Below are 17,241 nucleotides of genomic sequence, written 5' to 3'. Positions count from 1 at the left end.
AAACCGGACCTGGAGGACGCGGAGGACAACTCCGGCTGCCTCGGCTGGCTGGGTTGCATGGGCTGGGTGTTGCTCATCTGCATATTCGTGCTCGGCGCCGCGTCGCTGATCGCGGGCGGGGTGAGCCTGCTGACGCATGACACATCCCGGCGAACGCGTTGCAGGAGCGAGGGCGCCAGTCGGTCGCGTTCAACTGCCGGGCACACATCGTCGAGGGGGAGGACGGCCCGGTGGTGGGGGCCCTTCAGGTGACCTATCCGATCAACAACAACCTGCGCACGACGGTGACCAGCAACCTGCGCGACATCTACCCGCAAGACGATCCGGGCACCTCGCTGTCCGAGGGGTGGCACCGGCCCGAGGCGAACTCGCGCTACAGCTGTCCGTTCGAGGTTGTCTACGACCCCGGGAACCCGAAGCGGGTCATGGCGCAGAAGGACGTCGACTACGTCGCCGGCGGCGCGCAGGACTCCGACGACCGGACGCTCGTGATCGCGGGTGCGGTGATGGTTGTCGTGCCGGCAGCCATTTGGGGATTGCCCATCTGGTCCGGCGGGGCGGCCGCTGAGGGCTACTCGGCCGGGGCCGCCTCCTCGGCGCGACGCTGCTCGGCATACTCCGCGACCTTGCGCTGGAGCTTGCGCCGCAGGACCGTCGACAGCGCGAGGCCGAAGAGGAGCGCGACGCCGAGGCCGACATACGAGAAGTCCTTGAGGTACTTCTCGGCCGCCTTGCCGAGGTAGTAGACCAGGTAGGTCGTGCCACCGGCCCAGCAGATGGCGCCGGCCAGGTTGGCCGTGAGGAAGCGCGGGTAGTGCATTTTCAGTGAACCTGACAGCGGACCGGCGAAGATGCGCAACAGCGCGATGAACCGGCCGAAGAAGACCGCCAGCATCCCCCAGCGGTGGAAGACGTGCTCGGCGTAGGCGATCAGGTCCTTGTTGAAGTGGTGCGGGAACTTGCGCTCCAGGAATCCGAACAGGTGATGCCCGTAGCGGCGGCCCACCGTGTAGCCGATCGTGTCGCCGATGACTGCGCCGCACACCGCGGCGATCGCGATGCCGTGCGGGCTGATCGACAACTCGTGCTTGGACGACATCACCGCCGCCGCGACCAGGACGATCTCACCCGGCACCGGTATGCCGAGGCTCTCGATGCCGACGGTGAGCCCGGCGAGGAGGTAGACCGCGAACGGTGGAATCGTCGTCAGCCAGTGCTCCATGTCAGTCCTAACGCCAGCCGTCCCCGGTACCTCCGGGGATGTCTGCCCGGGGATCGTACGGTGTCCGGCTGAAACGGAAGCCCGCGACGTCGAGGTGAGTCGGTTCCTGCGGTGACGGCAACGCTGTCAGTCGTTCGCCGGCAAAGTATTCGTCGACGCCGACCCACGCCCCGTCGGCGGCGGGCACGAAGCTGGAACCGCGGCCGTTGCCACCCACCGGCAGCAGCCGCAGGGTGCCGTCGCCGTGAGAAGTCACGGTGTGCGGGCGGGGGCCCCAGAACCAGGTGCCGGTCAAAGCGGCTGCCGTCGCACGATCCGCGGGCGCGGCGGCCGTCCACTCCGGTGTCCTGCGCGGGCTGTGCCGGCGGGCGAGGTCGAGCAGCCCGAGCGGGTCGATGCCGAGCCCGGCGGTGTTGTTGACCAGCAGCACCACCCCGTCCCCGGTCTCCGGGTCGACCCGGATCACCGCCTGGTGGCCGGGCATCGAGCCGCCGTGACCGATGTATCGCACGCCGTCCCGGTTGACGATGTCGAGGCCGAAACCGTAAGCGCGCGACCAGCTTTCACCGGGTGCGTCGTTGATCAGGGCCGGCACCTGCATCTCGCGCCGGAGCTCGTCGCCGAGCACGTCGGCGTTGCCGCGGGCGAGGAAGGTCGCGAACTTCGCGAGGTCACCGACCGTCGACCAGAGCTGTCCGGCCGGTGCCATCGCCAGGGTGTCGGTGGCCGGCTCGTCGTGCAGCAGGTCGGCATAGGGGTGGACCGCGAGTCCCGGAGCCGCGTTCGGCCCGGGGTCGTATGACGTGTGGGTCATCCCGAGCGGCCCGACGATTTGCGACTGCACCAGTGCCGACCACGAGGGGCCACGCAACCGGGACGCCAGCTCGCCGAGGACCGCGAATCCGGAGTTGCTGTAGTGGAACCGGCGGCCCGGTCGATGGATCTGCCGGATGCTCGGAAGCAACTGCGCCCAGGTGCGGCCGGGACTGCGCTCCCACCAGTCGCCGTCGGTCTCGGCAGGCAGTCCGGCGCCGTGAGTGAGCAATTCGCTGATCCGGACGCCGGGCAGGGTGTCGGCAAGCTCCGGCAGGTGATCGCCGATCGGATCGGTGAGTGCGACCAGCCCGTCCTGCACGAGCCGAAGGGCCAATACCGCGGTGAACGTCTTGGTGATCGAGCCAATCCGGTATTGCGTTGCGGGAGAGGCGGGTTCGCCATCCGGGCGCCCGTCGATCCGGCCGGCGGCACCACTCCAGGCGAGCGCCCCGTCGGCGAGCACACCCGCTGCGACCGACGGGGCTCGGGCAGCGCGTTGAGCCGCGGCCAGGTGGGCGGCGAGCAGACGATCGGTGGGTTCCTCGAACTGCATGACTCCCGATCCTGGCAGATCCCGCTCCACCCACGGATGAGACAGTCGGGCGATGCGCATCATCACCGCGAACGTCAACGGCATCCGCGCCGCCGTGCGACGCGGCGGCCTGACCTGGCTGGCCGAGCAGGAGCCCGACGTGCTGACCCTGCAGGAGGTGCGAGCGGGTGACGACCAATTGCAGGCTGCGTTGGCGGACTCGAAGTTCGCGACTGGCAGATCGCGCACGCACCGTCGTCCGCGGCCGGTCGGGCCGGGGTCGCGGTGCTCAGTGCGCACGAGATCATCGCGGTGCGGGTGGGATTGCCCGGCTTCGAGGAGCAGGGTCGTTGGGTCGAGGCCGACATCGACGCGCCGGGCGGCGCGGTGACGGTTGCCTCGGCATACGTGCACACCGGCGAAGCGGGCACGCCGAAGCAGGACGAGAAGTTCGCCTTCCTCGCGGCGATGGGAGAGCGGTTGGCGGCGCTCGGGGACCGCTCGGCGGCGGCGACCGGGGACTTCAACGTCTGTCACACCACGCGAGACCTCAAGAACTGGAAGGGAAATCGCGGCAAGGCAGGTTTCCTCCCCGACGAGCAGGCCTACCTCGACCGCTGGCTCGCGGACGGTTGGGTCGACGTCACCCGGGTGCATGCAGGGGACGTCGACGGCCCGTACACCTGGTGGTCGTGGCGGGGAAAGGCATTCGACAACGACGCCGGCTGGCGGATCGACTACGTGCTGGAGTCGCCGTCGCTGGCTGTTCGGGCAGGGGCCGTCACGATCGGACGAGCTGCGTCATACGACCAGAGGTGGAGCGACCATGCCGCGGTCATCGTCGACCACGACTGAGCGGGCTGGAAAGCTCGATCCAGTAGCGACGAATCCCGTCGGGTGCCTCGTCGCGCACTCCGCCGCAGCGCTCAATGGTCCGCGCCGAGGCCGGGTTGTCCTCGTCGCAGGTGAGCAGAACCCGTTGCAGGCCAAGGCTTTTGGCCTCATCCAGGGCAAGCCGCAGCGCCTGCGTCGCGACTCCACGCTGGCGAGCCGAGGGGCGCACGCCGTAGCCGATGTGGCCGCCGACCATGGTGAGCGCCTCGTTGAGCTCGTGACGAAGCGATAGCGAGCCGAGCACCCGATCGGGCGCGGTGTCGTCGACGATCCAGAAGACGGTGTCGTGCACCAGGCCTTCCGGCATCTGGGTGGTCGGGTCGGCATACGCCTCTCGCTGTGCGAGCCAGTCGGCGAAGCCCGACGGGTCCTGCAACTGTTCGTCGCTCGTGCTGCGGGTGCCGTAGCCGTGCCGGGCCGCGGGCGACTCGAATTCGAACAGGCTCTCCAGGAAGCTCTCGCGCAGCCGCGCGGTGGGCAGGATCAGTCGAATCATTTTGCAGCTCTTGCGGATTCGTGGCGCGGCGCCATCGAGAGCACGTCGCCCACGAGTCGCTGTGCGAAACCGTCGTCGACCGCCAGGCCGAAGACGACATGGTGGTAGAGCGGTGCGATGACATGGTTGAGCACCTGCTCGACGCCTGGGGTGGACTCGTCCCGAGCGCGGGCTCGAACGATCATCTCGGCAAGTTGCTCCTGGCGACTGGTCCAGCACGGGCACTGCTCGACCTGTCCGTCGCGCGCCGAGACCAGAGCGCGCAGATAGCGCGTGCGGTGTGCCCTGCTGATGTCGCGCGAGATCACCAGTGCCCATTCGCGCAGGTCGCCGGAGAACGTCCCGGTGTCCGGGACCTCGTCGTCATCGCGGGTGAACGCCGCAACCGCGACCTCCTCGAGCAGTGCGTCGATGTCACCCCACCGTCGATAGACGCTGGTCGGGTTGACGCCGGCACGCTCGGCCACCATCGGGATCGTGATGTGGTCGGGGCGCTCGCGTGCCATGAGTTCGCCGACGGCGTCGTAGACGGCGTTCTGCACGCGCGCGCTCCGGCCGCCCGGGCGGCGCCGGATCTCTGGAGTCTTGGTCGCCATACCCGCCATTATTGCAGTTCAATTTGCATTAGTCTGAGCACGGCGTACTCTCGTCTCTAAAGCAATGTTCGTTGCAATTAGTGAGGTTGCGTATGTCGGTCCGGCTCTCCCGGCCTGGTGGCTTTGTCGTCGCGGGACTGACGATGGTCGGGATGATGGCGGCTGCGGCGGCGCCCTCCCCGCTGTACCCGATCTACCAACAGCTTTGGGGTTTCTCGGCTTTCACGCTCACCGTGATCTTCGCGGTGTATGTCGTGGCGCTCCTCGCGACGCTGCTCACGGTCGGCTCGCTGCCCGACCACGTCGGCCGGCGGCCGATCCTGATCGGCGGCATGGTGCTGCTCGCGATCGGGATGCTGCTCTTCGTCCACGCCTCCGGCACCGCAAGCCTCCTGCTCGCGCGGATTGTGCAGGGCGTCGCGACGGGGGCAATGACCGGGGCCGTGAGCGCGTTGATCGTCGACCTGGCGCCGAGCCCGCAGCGCGGGTCGATGGTGAGCACCGGCGCTCCGTCGTTCGGGCTCGGTGTCGGGGCCGCGCTGGCCGGCGCGCTCGTGGAGTACGCGCCGTGGCCGAGATATCTCGTCTACTGGGTGCTGCTCGCGGCATACGCGGTGCTGGCGATCGCGCTGCTGTACGTGCCGGAGGAACGCGACGCACCACGTCCGCCGATGACGGTCCTGCTGCGCAGTCTGCGACCGAGCCTCGGGATCGCACCGCAGACGCGGCCGGTGCTCGCCGGCCTGGTGCCGGCGTTCGTCGCCACCTGGGCGCTCGGCGGTCTCTACCTGTCGCTCGGTTCGTCCGTGCTCGCCAAGCTGCTCGGCGTCACCAACCATTTCGTCGTCGGACTCGTGCTGGCCGGGTTCTTCGTGCCGGCCGCCTTTTCGCTGCTGGTCGCGGGGCGGATCCGCGCGCCGCACCGCCGAGCCGTCGGGCTGACTCTGCTGGGCGGGGGAGTTGCGATCACCGTGATCGGCGTCCTCGCCGCGTCGCTGCCCGTCTACCTCGCGGGCTCGCTCGTCGCCGGCGCCGGCTTCGGCATCACCTTCCTCGTCGCGATGGGCGCGATTGTCGCCGCGACCCCGCCGCACAGTCGGGCGCAGACGTTCGCGACCGTTTTCGTGCTCAACTACACCGCGTTTAGCGTGCCGGCGGTGCTGGCGGGCCTCGCCGTACAGGTGTGGGGGCTGCGGCCGACCCTGGTCGGCTACGGGGCGCTCGAGGTAGTTCTGGTTCTGCTGGCCGCGGCGCTCGCGGTGCGGCAGCATGAGGGGCATGGCGTATGACGAAGCTCTCGTCGAGCGCATCCGCGCACAGGTCGTCGATGAACTCGACGTGACCGACAAGCGGATGTTCGGCGGCCTGGCCTTCCTGGTCGGCGGTCGGATGGCCGTTGCCGCCAACCGCAAGGGTGCGCTGATGGCTCGGGTCGACCCGGAGGACATCGACGCGCTGCTCGCCCAGGAGGGCGTCTCGCCGATGGTCATGCGCGGCAAGGAACTCGCCGGCTGGGTGGTCGTCGACGGTGCGCGCCTGGACGACGACGGATTGGCGCAGTGGCTGGACCGGGCGCTTGAGTACGCGCGCACGCTGCCGCCGAAGTGACTCGGGCGGCGTGAGGGCCGGGTGACCGGCGACCCGGTCGCCGTCGGTGGCGGCACGTAGGCTTGAGCACCGACATGAGCAGCCTCTTCGACGACATCCCTCTGCCCGGACTGCCGGCGGACGCCGCGTCCGCCACCGTGCCCACCGACGTCGACGCACGGGGCGTGCCGACGTGGGCGAGCCTGGGCGGCTCGGCGCCCGCGGCCACCGACGCGGCGGGCCCGGCCGGCCCGTCCATGGCGCGGCCGGAGAGCCTGGTCGAAGGCCTCAACCCGCAGCAGCGCGAGGCCGTGCTGCACGAGGGTTCGCCGCTGCTGATCGTCGCCGGTGCCGGCTCCGGCAAGACCCGTGTGCTGACCCACCGCATCGCCTACCTGATGGCTGCCCGCCACGTGCAGCCCGGGCAGATTCTGGCAATCACCTTCACCAACAAGGCCGCCGCCGAGATGCGCGAGCGCGTCGAGGGGCTGGTCGGGGGAGTCGCCCGGACGATGTGGGTCTCCACCTTCCACTCCGCCTGTGTGCGCATCCTGCGCCGCGAGGCCACCAAGGTGGGGCTGAAGTCGACCTTCTCGATCTACGACGCCGCCGACAGCCAGCGCATGATGGCGCTGGTGATGCGCGACCTCGACCTGGATCCCAAGCGCTTCCCCCCGCGGTCGTTCAGCCATCAGGTCAGCAATCTCAAGAACGAACTCATCGACGAAGAGGCTTACAGCACACAGGTTTCCGAGGGCACTCACCAGGAGCGCATGCTTGCCGAGGCCTATGCGTCATACCAGCGGCGGCTGCGGCAGGCCAACGCGCTCGACTTCGACGACATCATCATGATGACCGTCAACATCCTCCAGGCTTTCCCGGACGTCGCCGAGCACTACCGTCGTCGCTTCCGGCACGTGCTGGTCGACGAATATCAGGACACCAACCACGCGCAGTATGTGTTGGTCAAAGAGCTTGTCGGACATGGTGTTCCGGACGAGGCGCTGGGGGAGGTGCCGCCCGCCGAGCTGTGCGTGGTGGGTGATGCCGACCAGTCGATCTACGCATTTCGTGGCGCGACGATCCGCAACATCGTGGAGTTCGAGAAGGACTACCCCGACGCGCGCACGATCCTGCTGGAGCAGAACTACCGATCGACGCAGAACATCCTGCAGGCCGCCAACGCGGTGATCGCCAAGAACCCCGACCGTCGCCCCAAGAACCTCTGGTCGGATCAAGGTGCCGGCGAGCAGATCGTCGGGTATGTCGGGGACTCCGAGCACGACGAGGCGGCGTTCGTCGCGCGCACGATCGACCAGCTTGGCGACGAGCAGGGCGTGAAGCCGAAGGACGTCGCGGTCTTCTACCGCACCAATGCCCAATCCCGAGCATTGGAAGAGGTTTTCGTGCGAGTGGGGCTGCCCTACAAGGTCGTCGGCGGGACCCGCTTCTACGAGCGCCGTGAGGTCAAGGACGCGCTGGCCTACCTGCGCGTGGTGTCCAACCCGGCCGACACCGTCAACCTGCGACGCATTCTCAACGTGCCCAAGCGTGGCATCGGCGACCGCGCCGAGGCATGCGTGTCCGCGCTGGCCGAGCGGGAGCGTATCCCGTTCGTCGCGGCGTTGGGCCGGGCGGCGGATGCGCCTGGTATCGCTACTCGTTCGGTGACATCGATCAACGCGTTCACCGCCTTGCTGGAATCGCTGCGGCAGGTGCACGAGGCCGATGACACGGGGGTCGGTGACCTGCTCGAAGCAATCCTCGACCAGTCCGGCTACCTGTCGGAGTTGCGGCGCAGTCCGGACCCGCAGGACGAGACTCGGGTGGAGAACCTCGCCGAACTCGTAGCCGTGGCACAGGAATTCGACGAAAACTACCCCGGCGGCTCGCTCGAGGACTTCCTTGAGCAGGTGTCGTTGGTGGCGGACACCGACGAGATCCCGGACGAGGAGGGCGAGGAGACCGGTGTCGTCACGATGATGACGTTGCACACCGCGAAGGGGTTGGAGTTCCCGGTCGTCTTCCTCACCGGCATGGAGGACGGCACCTTCCCACACATGCGGGCGCTCGGCGACCCGAAGGAGCTGGAGGAGGAGCGCCGACTGGCGTATGTCGGCATCACCCGTGCACGAGAGCGGCTGCACCTGTCGCGTGCGGAGGTGCGGTCGGCGTGGGGCGCGCCGCAATACAACCCGCCGTCGCGCTTCCTCGACGAGATCCCGTCGTCGCTCATCGACTGGCAACGCACCACGACGACGGCGACGCGCCCGTCGTCGACTCCTGCGGTGGCTCGCCTGGCCGCAAAACCGGGTGTGCGCAGTCCCGGGAATCGGCCTGTCATTGCGCTGGATTCGGGCGACCGGGTCACCCACGACTCATTCGGCCTGGGCACGGTCGTCCGGGTTGAGGGGCAAGGTGACCGGGCGATGGCGCACATCGACTTCGGTGGCGACACCGGGGTGAAGCGGCTGCTGCTGCGCTACGCGCCGGTCGAGAAGCTCTGACCCGCGCTCCGGTAGGCAACCTTCGGCTAGCGGGCGGAGTAGAGAAGGTGTGAGGTTCTCATCCTGGCTGAATGAGCGACTGGGTAGGCGGCCGACGCTCGGCCTCGTCGCGGTGGTGCTTTGTGCGTGTGCTGCGTCATACGCGGTCGGCGCGGGGGTGCTCCACTTCGTGCACCGGCCCGAGACGCCGCGGAGGGCCGTCTGGGTGTCGTCCATGTCGGCGGCAGTGCCGGCTGGTGACGGCACGGCAGCGGTGACTGTCGACGCTGACCCCGCCGCGGCGACCGTGCTCTGGCGGCGCTGCTCGATGCGTGACCAATGTCGCTCGGTCAGAGGCGAATTAACCCATGCGCGCGCTATTCGGCTTGCGACCTCAGTGCGTCGAGCGAGCGTTCTGCCCGATGGCCCGGTCAGCTGCCCCGCGGGCTTCGCGGGCAGCGCGCGCGTGTACTTCCGCTACTCGGGCAAGTCCGGGTTCGAGGTGGTCGATGTCGAACTCACGGGCTGCCGCATCGTGGCCGCACCCGGACGTCGCTCGCTCGGCCCGGGGGCGGAGCCGGCGGGGCTGCTGGCCGCATGGTGGCCAGCCGGGCTCGACCGGCCAGGTCCGACCGGCCGGATGTGACTTCTCGCCGGTAGCTGAGGATCTCCCTGAGCCATTGGGCGGAGGTCGCCTGCGGGCCGTCTGCCAGCCGTCTGCGGGCCGTCTGCCGGTCTGTCGGCCGGCGCCAGGAGAGCCTCTGGTCGCGCGTCGACGGGGCCAACGCTCGCCGCGGGATCAACGCGGGTGCCGCGGGACGAGGGACCGCCCTCGCGGCCTCACTCCGCTTCGCTCCGCTAGCGCTCCGCTTCGCTGCATAGGGCCGCTCACGCGGCCCCTCGCCCCGCTCAGAGATCTCGCCACGCACCCGATCGTGCCCCTTCTGCAACCTCCCGTTGGCGGTGGTCGAGTAGGGCGAAGCAGCAAAGCCCTTGGGGCCGTCGGGGGATGGTCGAGTAGGGCGGAGGAGCGAAGCGGGGGAGCCCGTATCGAGACCACCCCACCACGCAACACCATCCCACCCGGCGCTGACAACCCCCGCTCGATTCCACGAATCACACTGGAAACACTCACGATTCAGCCTTGTTCACCCTTCCCAACCACATCGAACACGTGTATGATTGACGCATGTCCCAGCTGCAGCAGGCACTCACCGGCCAGGTGATCACCGCTGCCACCACCAGCGAACTCCTGCAGGCAGCACACACGCTGCTCCGCGCCGCGTTCAACAACGCCCGCCACGACGCCAACAGCACACAGGGCGACGGCACACCAGGCGGCGGCACGGGTCTTTCGGATGGCGAGTTGCTCGATCAGGTGCTCGCCACCCAACAGGTGCAAAACTCCGCCTGGGCCACCCAAACCCTGCGGCTGGACCAACTCGCGCAACGCGAATACGACAAACACCCGCACCACCCCGACACCTGGACACCGTTGGAAGTCGGTGCCCGCCTGGGATGGACCGACCGGCAAACCAGCCTGCGACTCACCCAAGCGACCGAGAGTGTCCGCTACACGCCCCGCTTGGTCGACCACGCCGGCACCGGCGAGTTGGAGGCGCGGAAAGTGATCGCGGTCAGCGACACCCTCGCCGACACCGCCAGCACCCTGGAATCAGCTGACGAACCCCACACACCGGGGTTGGCCGCGAAGATCACCGACGCAATCCAGACCGAGATCCTCGCCAGCACCCCGGAGACCTCAACATCGACGAAACTGCGCCGCCGCACCCGGGCGCCTACTGACCCAGCACGCACCGGTCGCGTCCGACCACGCTGCGGCGGCACGACGACGAGACTGCACTGATGTGACCGTCGCACCCCAGTGGGAACCAGGCATGTCCACCCTCACCGCCGTCCTGCCCGCGTTGGACGCGGCGCAACTCATCACCGCAATCAACACGCACGCAAAGACCCTGCACGAGACAACCACGACGACCAAAACATTGGGCGAGTGCCGGGTCGACGCCCTCACCGACCTGCTGTTGTCCAACGCGCACGTGACCACCGAACTCGTCCTGCACGTGCCGTTCCACCCGGCTACCGCCGCGTCCACAAACACGAGTCCGGAGGCCGGCACTGACGGGACCGAAGCGCACGGCCGCCACCGTGCGACGGGCACGAGTGACGCAACCGGCACGGGCGTGGGCGGCGGGGTCGGCGTGCTGGACCGGCCGAGCATCATCGACGACACAGCAGCAACCGACGCGACACCCGGAGCAGTCGGCGCGTGGACATCGAAGGCACGACCGCCCGGTCCGCCTGAGTTCATACTCCCGATCAACTCGGTCGTCCTCGACCTCGACACCTGCCGCCCGACCAGTTGCCGCCCGATCAGTGAGGCCGAACGCCAACTCAAAGCCAAGGTGCTCGAAGCCGCGCTCCGCACTGGCACCCGACCACCACCCGATCGGATCCGCTCCCAGCAGTCCACACCCCGCGAAACTCCCGCCCCCACCGCGAACCCCGCGCGGTACCGGCCCGGCGACGTCCACGTCCCCGGTGTCGGGGTCATCCCCGCGACCGTGATCCGCGAACTCACCAGCCTGCTCGGCACCAAACTCACCCGCGCCCTGGTCAACGCCGACACCGGCACGGTGGCCGAAACCGCCAACCAGACCTACACCCCCGGCGCCCGCCTGGCACGATTCGTCCGGGCCCGCGACCAACACTGCCGATTCCCCGGCTGCACCCGACCGGCAACACTCACCGACCTCGACCACATCACCCCCTACCCCGACGGTCCGACCGCAGCCCACAACCTGCAATGCCTCTGCCGACACCACCACCGCGCCAAACACGAAACCGGCTGGACCGTCACCATGACAACTGATGGCACCTGCACCTGGACCAGCCCCGCCGGACACGTCTACACCACCCACCCCGCCGACTAACAGGCCGCTGATCTCGATACGGCCTCGCCTAGCGGCTCGGCCTACTCGATCAGCGTGGGAAGGGGCTCGGCCTCTTCATGATCGGCGCCGGGGTGCTGCATCTCACGGTCGGACGCGAAGAGTTCGAAAAGCTGGTGCCGCAATGGATTCCGGGTTCACCGGCCGCGACGGTGCTCGGGTCGGGAGTGGTCGAGCTGGGGTCGGGGCAGCGTGCTGGCTGCTGCCACGGGAGCGCCGAAAGGTCGGTCTCGGCCTGCCCCCTCTTCTTCGTGCTGGTGTTCCTGGGCAATCTTCACAAGTACGCACAGCACAGCAACGCCTTCGGGTTGGACTGGTGCTGGCCACAGTTTGGGCAGCCGGCATCCCGCGCATCAGGCAGCCCGCACGACGGGGCCGGCACTCCGACTAGAAGATGCCGCGGGCCCGCAACCACGGCGCCGGGTCGACCGCGGTGCCGCCCAGGTGCACCTCGAGATGCAGGTGCGGGCCGGTCGAGTTGCCGGTGTTGCCGGAGTAACCCACCAACTGCCCCTGAGCGACGCGCTGACCGGCATACACGACGACGCTCGACATGTGGCCGTAGACGATCTGGGTGCCCTCGCCGTAGTCGACAACGACGTGCACGCCCAATCCCTCGACCGGGCCTGCCGACACGACCGTTCCGGCTCGCATCGCAACCAGCGGGGTGCCGAGCGGCACGGCGAAGTCGTCGCCCTGGTGGTTGGTAGAGCCAATCCCTCCGGGGGAGACTCTGCCGCCGAAACCGGAAACCATCGGCGCGGAGCAGCTGCGCGTCGCGCACACCCACTCCGGTGCGGGCTTGCTCGAACTCGACGACGCAGATGTGCGCGCAGCTGGCTCCGTCGAGGGTGACGCGCTCGACCGGCCGGTAGCCTGCGTCGACTTCCCTGGCGTCCGCAGCGGTGGCCGGCCGGAGCCACGGGAGGCGCTGCCCGGCAGTGAGCGGTCGGCGACCTCGGCGCTGGTCATGGCAGCCGACTGCGCGGGAGTCGGTTGCCCGGCGGTTGCCGCCACCGACGTCAGACGGGGCCGAGGGTCGGCAGGTTGACTGCCCGCCGAGCGAGTGCCCGCGGCGAGCAGGCTGCCACTGCCGAGTTGTAAGGGGTTCACGCCGGCGATTGCCGCACCGCCCGCCGCAACGGTCGCGGCTGCGATGCCGACCGGCACGACGATCCGACCGACTGTCCGCGAACTCGTCGCCACCGCCCGGTGGCGACCGCCGGACCGTCCCGCGCGATGCCCAGCGGCACCCGCGCGGTGCCGACCCTCGTAGCGGGTCATCGAGCGCTCTCACCGTCGAAGATGTCGCGGGTAACGCTGACGCCGGGGGTGCACACGCGCGTCATGCTATCCCGGGTCACGGACCGATAACGACCGAAAGGCGGAAAAAACTGGACAAGTGACCAAAACGGGCGATCTAGCCTCCCCGCGCTCACAGACCGCGAGCCCGCAACCACGGCCCTGGATCAATCGGTCGACCATCCTGGCGGATCTCGAGGTGAAGATGCGGTCCGGTCGAACGCCCGGTGCTTCCGGACAAGGCCACGACCTGGCCGTCCGTGATCCGCTGCCCGACCGTGACCCGGGCGGTCGACAGATGGCCGAAGATCACCCGAGTGCCCTGGCCATGGTCGATCTCGACGCGCAGCCCGAGCCCGCCATACCAGCCAACGGCCACTACCCGACCCGAGTGCATGGCGCGCAACGGAGTGCCGGTCGGGACCGCGTAATCGTTGCCCAGGTGATTAGTCGACCCGATGCCGCCCGGAGACACGCGAGCCCCGAAGCCCGAGGTCAGGGCGGTCTGGCACCCAGCGACCGGGCAGGCCCAGCCGGAGGTAGTGGGTGGCGAGGTTCGAGGCGGCAATCGAGGTGTCGCCGTGGACGAGGACGCCTGGGGTGCAACGGGTTTCGTCATCGGGCCCGTTGACGTGACTGGCCTCGCGGGGGTTGGTTTTGCGAAGGGCTTCGCCGTCGCGGCCTCCGGCAGCGTGATGCGTGCTTCGGCATCGGCAGGGGACGGACGGGTCAGCTGCACCCGCAGCGCCGCGGTCCGGGCCAGCCGGGCGGCCGCCGCCGGTGTGGGCTCGCGGTCGGTCGGCGTCACGATCGTCGACTCGGCCAGCCCAGCGGTTGCCTCGACCGGCAGCGATAGCTTGCCACTCCAAGCGACCGCGCCGAGCGTCACGCCCGACAGCGCCGCAGCAGGTATGACGCAGCGGCGCGCTCGGTGCAGCGCGTCAACCGGCGCCCGGTGCCTGCCCTGATAGCTCGTCATGGTCGGTCTCCTCACAGCCGCGGTGCGACTGAAGGTAGCCCGGCCAGGGACGCGGGCGAGTCGACAAGGTCGCCGGCTGTGGACAAGCCTCAACCAGCGCAAGCCTCAACCCGCACAAGCCTCAGCCAGCGAGAACGGGCTCCGTCGGGTGCGCAGCAGCGCGGGCGTCCCGGTCATCGTCGACCGGGACCGCGATCTCTTGCCGCGGCTCCCAGCGTGCGGCCGTGAACAGCAGACCGAGTAAGAAGCTGCTGAACATGGTTGCCGGGATCAGGTATCTCGCGAACGCGATCGGACCCGCGACCAGGAAGGCGAGGTTGATGAACGCGGGCCAGCAGCAGGCCAGCTGGAACCAGTTGCGACGTCGAATCGCCGCGACTGCCAACAAGATCGGCAACCACGACGCGTAGAAGGCCATCGACGCGAAGAATGTCCGGTCCGGCAGGATCTCGACTGTCTTGCGCAGCTTGTCGCGCACCCCCTGCAGCGCATCCGGGTCCTCAATCTCGTCGGCGAGGGTCTGGATCTCGGCCCGGCTGGTGCTCGGGTAGCTGAGCTTCTTCCAGTTGTCGACGTGAGCGCTGAAGTTGTTCTCGTTGCCGATGCGCAGCGGTGTGGTGGGGGTGAAGTACTGGTAGGTGTTCGCCGCCGTCGCCGACGCGGCTGTGCCTGGGTAACGGAACAACTGCTTGAACCACACCTCGAAATAGGCGCGCTTCTGCGCCGCCGGCGCATCATCCCGCCAGCGTGCCTTCACCGCGTCGGAGCGCTCCGGGGCATAGACCTTCGCCAGCGTGTTCCATCGCAGCATGGTGTCGATGGTGGCGCGCTCGTCCGGCGGGACCTCCGGGCCGTGCTCCTTGACGATGCGGGCCGTCTGCTGCGTCGGGATCGACAGCATGTCGTTCGAGGTCGGCTTCTGCACTCCCCATGCGGGAAGGATGACCGAGGTCCACAGGCCGAGCGTCACCACCGCCACGCCGACGAACCCCGCGACGAGCGGCAGCCAGAAACGTTTGCTGACGACGATCAACAGCACGACCAGGGACAGTGCCGCCAGGTAGATGTTGGTCCGTTTGGTCAGCACCAACAAGCAGCAGATGCAAACCATTGCTGCCGAGACCGGCACGCGGCGGAGGATGCGGCCGCGGGTGCGCGCGATTTCGGCATACAGGACCAGGAAGGGCAACCAGAAGATCGTGGACAGCCCGTCCTTGCTCATCATGATCGAGAGGGTCAGCGTGGCCGGTGAGAAAGCCGCAATAATCACCAGTGCCAGGCGAATTCGGCGACTGAGTCCGAGCTTGGTGAGGTAGCACAGGCAGAACGCGACACCGGCGCCGAGTGCCAGGACCTGCACCACCAGGTAACCGAAGAAACCGAACGCGGCATTGCCGAGCGCGTCGCCGAGATCCCAGAACCAGCCGAAAACCATCGTGTCGAACCAAGGGTGGTGATCCGACGGCTTGGCCAAGCCCATCCACTGCAGGCGCTGAGCCATGGTGTCGGCGTCCATGTTGCCGGGATAGTGCAGCGCCAGCCAGACCAGCCATGCGCCGGAGATCGGCAGCCAGCAGGGGATGAACCAGCGCCGCATGGCAGCTGTCATCGTGGTGGTCGGGGTCGTCGGCAACCGGCGATCGCGACGATCCAGCCAGCTGAACAAGGCGACGAGCGCTGCATAGATCAGCACCGCGAGAAGTGCGATCAGCAGCACCGAACGCGCCAGCGACGCTGTGGACCGGGTCAGGTCGATAGCCGTCGCGGTCCGCTGGAATGAACTGCCGACGACGGTGAAGGCGGCGAACAGCAGCGCCACGAATGCGAGTAATGGCTGCCACCACCGGATTCCGTCGCGCCAGTGCGTCGGCGCGGCCCCGGTGACTTCCTCCCCGTTGGTCACCCCAGCACGGTAACCCGATTGGCGCGCCGCGCCCGGCAGCGACACCCTTGCGGGCGGAACGTATACCGGGTATACATGCTCTGGCCAGGGATAATACTGGGTATATCGAATCGGGGAATCATGTCGATCAAGCACAGCCTGCTGGCCCTGCTGCACGAGGGACCGATGTATGGCGCGCAGTTGCGCGGCGAGTTCGAGGCGCGCACCGGAGGCACCTGGCCGCTCAATGTGGGGCAGGTTTACACCACGCTGAGTCGCCTAGAGCGCGACGGACTCGTCGCCGGCGCGGGTGCGCCGGACGACGAGGGCCGGATCGCCTACGAACTGACCGACGCCGGGCGCGCAGAACTCGACGCCTGGTGGAGCGTGCCGGTCGGTCGGGAGCAGACTCCTCGCAACGAACTCGCGATCAAGCTCGCGCTCGCCGTCACCCTGCCCGGGGTCGACGTGCAGCAGATCGTGCAGACCCAGCGCACCGCCACGATGACCCACCTGCGTGACCTGACCAGGCTCAAGCGCACAGCCGACGGCGAGGATCTGGCCTGGGAACTGGTGCTCGAATCTCTGGTATTCGCAGACGAAGCCGAGATCCGCTGGCTCGATCACGTGGAAGCGAGGATCGCCCGGCTCGACCCTTCCCAGGCGAAAGCCTCGCGGACGGCGCACGTCGCCTCCGCGGGGAGCGCTGGAGTGCGTGAGGCGGTGACCCGGCGATGAGTACGACGACACACCCCGCACTCCTGCTCGACGGCGTCGAACGCACCCACGGCACCGGTCCGACCGCGGTGCACGCGCTGCGTGGGGTGAGCTTGGCCGTGGAGCCTGGCGAGCTCGTTGCTGTGATGGGCCCGAGCGGATCCGGCAAGTCCACCCTGCTGAACGTCGCCGGTGCGCTCGACGCGCCGACCGGCGGCCGAGTGCTGATCGACGGACAGGAGTTGTCCGCGCTCGGCCGCAAGCAACTCGATCGACTGCGCCGGCGCACAATGGGTTTCGTCTTCCAGGACCTGAACCTCATCCCGTCGCTCACGGCGCTCGAAAACGTCTCTCTCCCACTGGAACTCGACGGCGTCGCCCTTCGCACAGCTCGGGCGGCGGCGCGTGCGGCGTTGGACAAGGTCCGCATTCCGGAGCTCGCCGACCGATTTCCGGAGCAGCTATCCGGGGGCCAGCAGCAGCGGGCCGCCATCGCCCGCGCGCTGGTCGGAGACCGCAGCCTGGTGCTCGCCGACGAGCCCACCGGCGCGCTGGACTCGACGACCGGCGAAGCCGTCCTGCGCACGCTGCGGCAGCAGTGCGACGACGGCGCCGCCGGCCTCCTGGTCACCCACGAGTCGCGGCACGCGGCGTGGGCCGACCGGGTGATCTTCCTGCGGGACGGTGTGGTGGTCGATTCGACCGGCGACGCCGCGACGCCGGAATCCCTGCTGGATCGGGTGGTCTGACATGAGCAGCT

The 17,241-nt window shown here is 68.5% G+C and carries 15 protein-coding genes and 1 pseudogene; 9 read left to right on the top strand and 7 right to left on the bottom strand.

Annotated elements, in window-relative coordinates:
* Window positions 1-571: 571 nt before the first annotated feature.
* Complete coding sequence (locus N2M23_RS19870) at window positions 572-1,222, bottom strand: DedA family protein (RefSeq protein ID WP_265447979.1); 651 nt, start codon at window positions 1,220-1,222, stop codon at window positions 572-574.
* A 7-nt stretch (window positions 1,223-1,229) separates the two neighbouring features.
* Window positions 1,230-2,675: a serine hydrolase domain-containing protein gene (locus N2M23_RS19865; RefSeq protein WP_265447978.1), complete on the bottom strand. Its 1,446-nt coding sequence runs from the start codon at window positions 2,673-2,675 to the stop codon at window positions 1,230-1,232.
* Here N2M23_RS19865 and N2M23_RS19860 point away from each other — a divergent pair.
* A pseudogene (locus tag N2M23_RS19860) lies at window positions 2,644-3,425 on the top strand (exodeoxyribonuclease III). The gene N2M23_RS19865 and the pseudogene N2M23_RS19860 sit on opposite strands and share 32 nt — an antisense overlap.
* Here the strand turns inward: N2M23_RS19860 and N2M23_RS19855 are convergent.
* The gene (locus N2M23_RS19855) at window positions 3,406-3,960 is read right to left on the bottom strand and encodes a GNAT family N-acetyltransferase (RefSeq protein ID WP_265447977.1); all 555 of its coding nucleotides are present in this window, start codon (window positions 3,958-3,960) and stop codon (window positions 3,406-3,408) included. The pseudogene N2M23_RS19860 and the gene N2M23_RS19855 sit on opposite strands and share 20 nt — an antisense overlap.
* Complete coding sequence (locus N2M23_RS19850; RefSeq protein ID WP_265447975.1) at window positions 3,957-4,556, bottom strand: TetR/AcrR family transcriptional regulator; 600 nt, start codon at window positions 4,554-4,556, stop codon at window positions 3,957-3,959. The genes N2M23_RS19855 and N2M23_RS19850 overlap by 4 nt, the downstream gene beginning before the upstream one ends.
* 92 nt (window positions 4,557-4,648) lie before the next feature.
* Here N2M23_RS19850 and N2M23_RS19845 point away from each other — a divergent pair, with 92 nt between their 5' ends.
* The 6 genes from N2M23_RS19845 (at window position 4,649) to N2M23_RS19820 (ending at window position 11,583) form a co-directional block, all read left to right on the top strand.
* Window positions 4,649-5,845 carry an MFS transporter gene (locus N2M23_RS19845; protein WP_265447974.1) on the top strand — a complete coding sequence of 399 codons (1,197 nt, stop codon included), beginning with the start codon at window positions 4,649-4,651 and terminating at the stop codon, window positions 5,843-5,845.
* The gene (locus N2M23_RS19840) at window positions 5,835-6,164 is read left to right on the top strand and encodes a TfoX/Sxy family protein (protein ID WP_265447973.1); all 330 of its coding nucleotides are present in this window, start codon (window positions 5,835-5,837) and stop codon (window positions 6,162-6,164) included. Before N2M23_RS19845 ends, N2M23_RS19840 begins: the two co-directional genes overlap by 11 nt.
* A gap of 74 nt (window positions 6,165-6,238) precedes the next feature.
* Window positions 6,239-8,650, top strand: a complete 2,412-nt coding sequence (gene pcrA / locus N2M23_RS19835) for a DNA helicase PcrA (protein WP_265447972.1) — start codon at window positions 6,239-6,241, stop codon at window positions 8,648-8,650.
* Between the two features lie 445 nt (window positions 8,651-9,095).
* On the top strand, window positions 9,096-9,275 hold the full coding sequence (locus N2M23_RS19830; RefSeq protein ID WP_265447971.1) for a hypothetical protein: 180 nt from the start codon (window positions 9,096-9,098) through the stop codon (window positions 9,273-9,275).
* Between the two features lie 543 nt (window positions 9,276-9,818).
* A complete protein-coding gene (locus tag N2M23_RS19825; RefSeq protein WP_265447969.1) occupies window positions 9,819-10,496 on the top strand; it encodes a hypothetical protein in 678 nt (225 codons plus the stop codon).
* A 31-nt stretch (window positions 10,497-10,527) separates the two neighbouring features.
* The gene (locus tag N2M23_RS19820) at window positions 10,528-11,583 is read left to right on the top strand and encodes an HNH endonuclease signature motif containing protein (protein ID WP_265447967.1); all 1,056 of its coding nucleotides are present in this window, start codon (window positions 10,528-10,530) and stop codon (window positions 11,581-11,583) included.
* Between the two features lie 405 nt (window positions 11,584-11,988).
* On the opposite strand, the gene N2M23_RS19815 is transcribed toward N2M23_RS19820, so the two are convergent.
* The 3 genes from N2M23_RS19815 to N2M23_RS19805 all read right to left on the bottom strand — a co-directional run bounded on the left by N2M23_RS19815 (window position 11,989) and on the right by N2M23_RS19805 (window position 15,785).
* Window positions 11,989-12,885 (bottom strand): M23 family metallopeptidase, encoded by an 897-nt coding sequence (locus N2M23_RS19815; protein ID WP_265447965.1) that lies wholly within the window; start codon window positions 12,883-12,885, stop codon window positions 11,989-11,991.
* 151 nt (window positions 12,886-13,036) lie between these two features.
* Window positions 13,037-13,882 carry a M23 family metallopeptidase gene (locus N2M23_RS19810; protein ID WP_265447963.1) on the bottom strand — a complete coding sequence of 282 codons (846 nt, stop codon included), beginning with the start codon at window positions 13,880-13,882 and terminating at the stop codon, window positions 13,037-13,039.
* A gap of 121 nt (window positions 13,883-14,003) precedes the next feature.
* Window positions 14,004-15,785, bottom strand: coding sequence for a DUF6020 family protein (locus N2M23_RS19805; RefSeq protein WP_265447962.1), 1,782 nt, complete (start codon window positions 15,783-15,785; stop codon window positions 14,004-14,006).
* Between the two features lie 120 nt (window positions 15,786-15,905).
* Here N2M23_RS19805 and N2M23_RS19800 point away from each other — a divergent pair, with 120 nt between their 5' ends.
* Both N2M23_RS19800 and N2M23_RS19795 read left to right on the top strand, forming a co-directional pair.
* A complete protein-coding gene (locus N2M23_RS19800; protein ID WP_265447960.1) occupies window positions 15,906-16,502 on the top strand; it encodes a PadR family transcriptional regulator in 597 nt (198 codons plus the stop codon).
* On the top strand, window positions 16,499-17,230 hold the full coding sequence (locus N2M23_RS19795; protein ID WP_265447959.1) for an ABC transporter ATP-binding protein: 732 nt from the start codon (window positions 16,499-16,501) through the stop codon (window positions 17,228-17,230). The genes N2M23_RS19800 and N2M23_RS19795 overlap by 4 nt, the downstream gene beginning before the upstream one ends.
* Window positions 17,231-17,241 lie beyond the last annotated feature (11 nt).

This window comes from Flexivirga meconopsidis, assembly GCF_026162425.1.
GTDB classification, from domain to species: Bacteria; Actinomycetota; Actinomycetes; order Actinomycetales; family Dermatophilaceae; genus Flexivirga; species Flexivirga meconopsidis.
Note: the sequence above shows the minus strand (reverse complement) of the source record. Positions and strands in the feature narration are given on the sequence as shown.

What these genes read in the sequence shown, in the direction of transcription:
- N2M23_RS19870 (WP_265447979.1), bottom strand. Translation starts at nt 1,222, where the DNA reads ATGGAGCACTGGCTGACGACGATTCCACCGTTCGCGGTCTACCTCCTC.
- N2M23_RS19865 (WP_265447978.1), bottom strand. Translation starts at nt 2,675, where the DNA reads ATGCCGTTGACGTTCGCGGTGATGATGCGCATCGCCCGACTGTCTCAT.
- N2M23_RS19855 (WP_265447977.1), bottom strand. Translation starts at nt 3,960, where the DNA reads ATGATTCGACTGATCCTGCCCACCGCGCGGCTGCGCGAGAGCTTCCTG.
- N2M23_RS19850 (WP_265447975.1), bottom strand. Translation starts at nt 4,556, where the DNA reads ATGGCGACCAAGACTCCAGAGATCCGGCGCCGCCCGGGCGGCCGGAGC.
- N2M23_RS19845 (WP_265447974.1), top strand. Translation starts at nt 4,649, where the DNA reads ATGTCGGTCCGGCTCTCCCGGCCTGGTGGCTTTGTCGTCGCGGGACTG.
- N2M23_RS19840 (WP_265447973.1), top strand. Translation starts at nt 5,835, where the DNA reads ATGGCGTATGACGAAGCTCTCGTCGAGCGCATCCGCGCACAGGTCGTC.
- pcrA (WP_265447972.1), top strand. Translation starts at nt 6,239, where the DNA reads ATGAGCAGCCTCTTCGACGACATCCCTCTGCCCGGACTGCCGGCGGAC.
- N2M23_RS19825 (WP_265447969.1), top strand. Translation starts at nt 9,819, where the DNA reads ATGTCCCAGCTGCAGCAGGCACTCACCGGCCAGGTGATCACCGCTGCC.
- N2M23_RS19820 (WP_265447967.1), top strand. Translation starts at nt 10,528, where the DNA reads ATGTCCACCCTCACCGCCGTCCTGCCCGCGTTGGACGCGGCGCAACTC.
- N2M23_RS19815 (WP_265447965.1), bottom strand. Translation starts at nt 12,885, where the DNA reads ATGACCCGCTACGAGGGTCGGCACCGCGCGGGTGCCGCTGGGCATCGC.
- N2M23_RS19810 (WP_265447963.1), bottom strand. Translation starts at nt 13,882, where the DNA reads ATGACGAGCTATCAGGGCAGGCACCGGGCGCCGGTTGACGCGCTGCAC.
- N2M23_RS19800 (WP_265447960.1), top strand. Translation starts at nt 15,906, where the DNA reads ATGTCGATCAAGCACAGCCTGCTGGCCCTGCTGCACGAGGGACCGATG.
- N2M23_RS19795 (WP_265447959.1), top strand. Translation starts at nt 16,499, where the DNA reads ATGAGTACGACGACACACCCCGCACTCCTGCTCGACGGCGTCGAACGC.